The 3832-nt window shown below is 56.8% G+C and carries 4 protein-coding genes; 1 reads left to right on the top strand and 3 read right to left on the bottom strand.

Annotated features, from left to right (window positions below):
- On the top strand, nucleotides 1-280 hold a 280-nt coding region (locus AAAC48_RS23605), incomplete at its 5' end, for a DDE-type integrase/transposase/recombinase (RefSeq protein WP_340656526.1).
- A gap of 189 nt (nucleotides 281-469) precedes the next feature.
- Here AAAC48_RS23605 and AAAC48_RS23610 read toward each other — a convergent pair.
- The 3 genes from AAAC48_RS23610 to AAAC48_RS23620 form a co-directional block, all read right to left on the bottom strand.
- Nucleotides 470-2668 carry a xanthine dehydrogenase family protein molybdopterin-binding subunit gene (locus tag AAAC48_RS23610; protein ID WP_340656527.1) on the bottom strand — a complete coding sequence of 733 codons (2199 nt, stop codon included), beginning with the start codon at nucleotides 2666-2668 and terminating at the stop codon, nucleotides 470-472.
- A gap of 2 nt (nucleotides 2669-2670) precedes the next feature.
- The gene (locus AAAC48_RS23615; RefSeq protein ID WP_340656528.1) at nucleotides 2671-3129 is read right to left on the bottom strand and encodes a (2Fe-2S)-binding protein; all 459 of its coding nucleotides are present in this window, start codon (nucleotides 3127-3129) and stop codon (nucleotides 2671-2673) included.
- A 345-nt stretch (nucleotides 3130-3474) separates the two neighbouring features.
- Nucleotides 3475-3832, bottom strand: a 358-nt coding sequence (locus tag AAAC48_RS23620; RefSeq protein WP_340656529.1) for an alpha/beta hydrolase, incomplete at its 5' end; no start/stop codon positions are given.

A 3832-nucleotide genomic window follows, 5' to 3' on the forward strand; every position in this document is an offset into this window, starting at 1 on the left:
GGCAAAGGTCGGCAGCAGGACCAAGCGTGTCAGGATCAGGTCGAGTAAATACCTCAACAACCGGATCGAGCAGGATCATCGGCGCATCAAGCGCCGCGTGCGATCAATGCTCGGTTTCAAGTCTGAGCCAACCGCGGCCATTATCTTGGTAGGCATCGAGATGATCCGCATGATGCGCAAGCGCCAGGCGAGGTATGCCTACAATCCCAGTCCGTCCATCGCCAATTCACCATCCTTGCTGCATGACAACCGGACATCGCTTCGTTCACTCTACCCATAGGAAAAATTTGCAACGGAACCCTGTTATCAGCCCAGCCCGCCGACATGCCTGCGACGACCATATCATTTTCTCCCATGCGAAGTTCGGTACGCCGCATTGGATGCTGGAGAGACCAGATTTGCTGTGCGCAGGTGTCAAGTCCTCGCCTTGGCAGCAAGCATGACAACGTCAAACTACCCGCTACCAGCTTTATGCCGACAGCCCTTTGGTGATAGGCAGTTTCTGGATCGTTCTTCCCGTTGCCGCCCGCAAGGCGTTCGCAACGGCGGGTCCTATCGGCGGAACGCCCGGTTCACCAACGCCGGTCGGCGGCTCGTCGGAAGGCACTATATGGACCTCGATACGAGGCATCTGTTCGATGCGCAATGGTGTGTAGTTGTCGTAATTCTCCTGATCGACGATGCCCTTTGTAAGCGTCAGTTCCTCCTGCAGAATTGCACCAAGCCCAAAACCTACGCCGCCTTCCATCTGTGCGCGGATTTGGTCAGGATTAATCGCAATCCCGCAATCTACCGCGCAAACCACTCGATCCACCGTGAAATCAGTGGCGCTTCTGAAAGTAATTTCCGCTATCTCGGCAACATAGGTTGAGAAGCTCTCGTGCAGTGCCACGCCACGGAAACGGCCCTCAGGCAGAGGCTTGTTCCAGTCAGCTTTCTCGGCGGCAAGCCGCAGGACCGCTGCGTGTCTTGGATGGCCTTCCAGCATAGATAGACGAAACTCGACTGGATCGCGCTTTGCCACCGCCGCAAGCTCATCCATAAAAGTCTCTATCGCATAGGCAGTGTGCGTCGAGCCGACCGAGCGCCACCATAGCACCGGAATTTTCACGTCCGTGGTGGTGAGCTCGACCTTGAGGTTCGGTATAGCGTAGGGAAGGTTGGATGCGCCCTCCACAGAAGTAGCATCGACACCGTCCTTGATCATGGCCGCAAATGGCGAGCCTCCTAATATCGACTGACCGACGATATGATCATGCAGTGCCACCAATTTGCCGTCCTTGTCGAGGCCAGCCTTGATGGAATGAACATAGGCTGGCCGGTAACGGCCGCCTCGCATGTCATTTTCGCGGGTCCATTGCACCTTGACCGGGACTTTCCAGTCGAGCGCCTCTGCGGTGGAAACGGCCTCGACAATGAGATCAGCGTCCGCGACCGCGCGGCGACCGAAACTACCTCCAGTTTTCATGACATGAAGCTTGACCTTGTCCGGTGTCGTCTCGCCAACCTGTGCGGCAACAGCCTGATAAAGATCCGGCATCTGATGGCCGCCCCAGATCTCGATGACACCATTCTCATCCTTACGTGCCACGGCATTCAGCGGCTCGAGCGAAGCATGGGCGAGGTAGGGGAACTCATAATTCGCTTCCACCACACGGTCGGCCGCCGAAAGAGCCGCGGCAACGTCGCCATCATTGCGGGCTGTCGCGACTGCCGGGCCCCTCGCAAGTCTCTGGTACTCCGCCAGGATCTCGGCGGATCCGCGTTGTTCAGCGTTTTTCTCGTCCCATTGCGCGGTAACAAGGTCCCGGCCTTTCAGCGCTGACCACATGTCGCGGCCGACGACGGCGATGCCGCGTGGCGTCTGGACGACATCGACCACACCGTCAAATTCCTTGGCCTTCGCAGCGTCGAAACTCACGAGTTCAGCGCCGAACTTTGGCGGATGGATCATAACCGCGGTAAGCAGGCCGTCCATTTTGACGTCTATCGTGTAGGGTTGTGTCCCGTTGGTCTTGCCAATTGAATCATAGCGCTTGAGCTTATCCGACCCAATCTGGCTCCATTGCTCGCGCGATTTCAGCGGTACGTTATCGGGAACTGGCAGTTCGCCTGCCGACGTCGATAGCTCACCGAAGGTCGCCCGTCTTCCCGATTGATGCGATACGACGCCGGATGCGACATCAATCTCGTTTTCCGGCACATTCCAGGCTTTTGCTGCCGCTGCAATGAGCATCATCCGGGCAGTTGCTCCGGCTTTCCGATAGCGCTCCCATGATGAGGTCATGGACGTGGAACCGCCTGTCCCCTGAGCTATCCCGCCCCAGGCGAGATTGCCGTAGAGCGCGGGATTGCCTGAAGCACCGATGACCTCCACCTGGGCCCAATCACCGCCGAGTTCTTCCATGACGAGTGTCGCAACACCGAAATAAGAGCCTTGCCCCATTTCGAACTGGGAAGAATGGATCAAGATCTTGTTTTCCGGAGTGATTTCAACATAGGCTTGGAACGGATTGGGCTGTGCCGGCGCGGGAGCCGTCTGGGCGCGAGCTGGATCGCTGGCTATCAACTTGTAGCCGACAACGAGGCCTACGGCCGTCGTCGTGCCAATAAGGAACTGCCGGCGGGTTGCACGTACTGTGTTGGGGTCAAAACGAGATTGCAACATAATCAAGCCTCCAGTCTGTGTGCGGCTTCGTGGATTGCCGCGCGGATGCGCTGATACGTTGCACAGCGGCACAGATTCCCGCTCATCGCAGAATTGATATCCTCATCAGTCGGCTTCGGCGTCTCGGTCAGAAGCGCCGCAGCCGACATGATCTGACCGGACTGGCAATATCCGCATTGCGGAACATCAAGTTCGGCCCAAACAGTTTGAACCATTTGCCCAACCTTACCCGACAGACCCTCGATTGTCGTGATCTTGGCACCTTCGACATCGCCAACGGCGGTTTGACATGAACGTGTCGCCGTCCCGTCAACATGGACGGTGCAGGCTCCGCATTGCGCCATTCCGCACCCGAACTTCGTTCCAGTTAGACCAATGACATCGCGGATAACCCAGAGCAGCGGCATCTCGGGGTTGACGTCAAGCGTTTGCGCTTTGCCATTAAGGGTAAAAGCAACCATATCACGCCCTCCTATTTGAGCATTAGATGCTTACGCCCTTGTTGGCTGGCACAGGACGTATTTGCGTCGAAGCGTACCTGTCTCGAGCTTAGGGTTGCGCTGATTGTCCAGCAAGATGGGCAACGGCCGACTCACGGGATCGTGAAATTAGTTGTTCGGCTGCCGCAGCCGCAGGCGGCTTGCCGGTGCTGTCACATTGTTTTTGGCATAGGAGATTGTCGCTAGCCATATTCATAGCCCTTACAGATAGTTACCTGGACGAAAATGGATGAGAGTCCAGACCGCTGCTAGGGTCCTTGGCCAAAGAATAAGCCTTTCGTACTTATTATGTTCTGAAAATGCCCGTTATCGGATGATTTGGAACAGCTCTTGTCGCCACCCGATCTCCTTAGACAACAGCCGATGGAGAAATGTTTCAATAACGCCTGTTACCTCAATGGAACGTTCAAAGGTCGGTATGTGGGACGCCCCCTTTATCATGCAGAATTCCGATCCGGCGATCGCGTCGGCGAGACGTTTTGCGGCGGAGATCGGGGTTGCGGCATCCTGGTCGCCGACGACGATCAATGCCGGAACCCGCAATGATCGGATCGTCGGTGAAAGGTCCGCAGCGGCAATCGCTTCGGCCGCGGCTGCGTACCCCTCCGGAACCGTATTCATCAGCATTGTCCTGAGCCGGCGAGTTTCTGGAACATCGGCAGCG

The organism is Phyllobacterium sp., assembly GCF_037994405.1.
Lineage (GTDB): Bacteria > Pseudomonadota > Alphaproteobacteria > Rhizobiales > Rhizobiaceae > Phyllobacterium.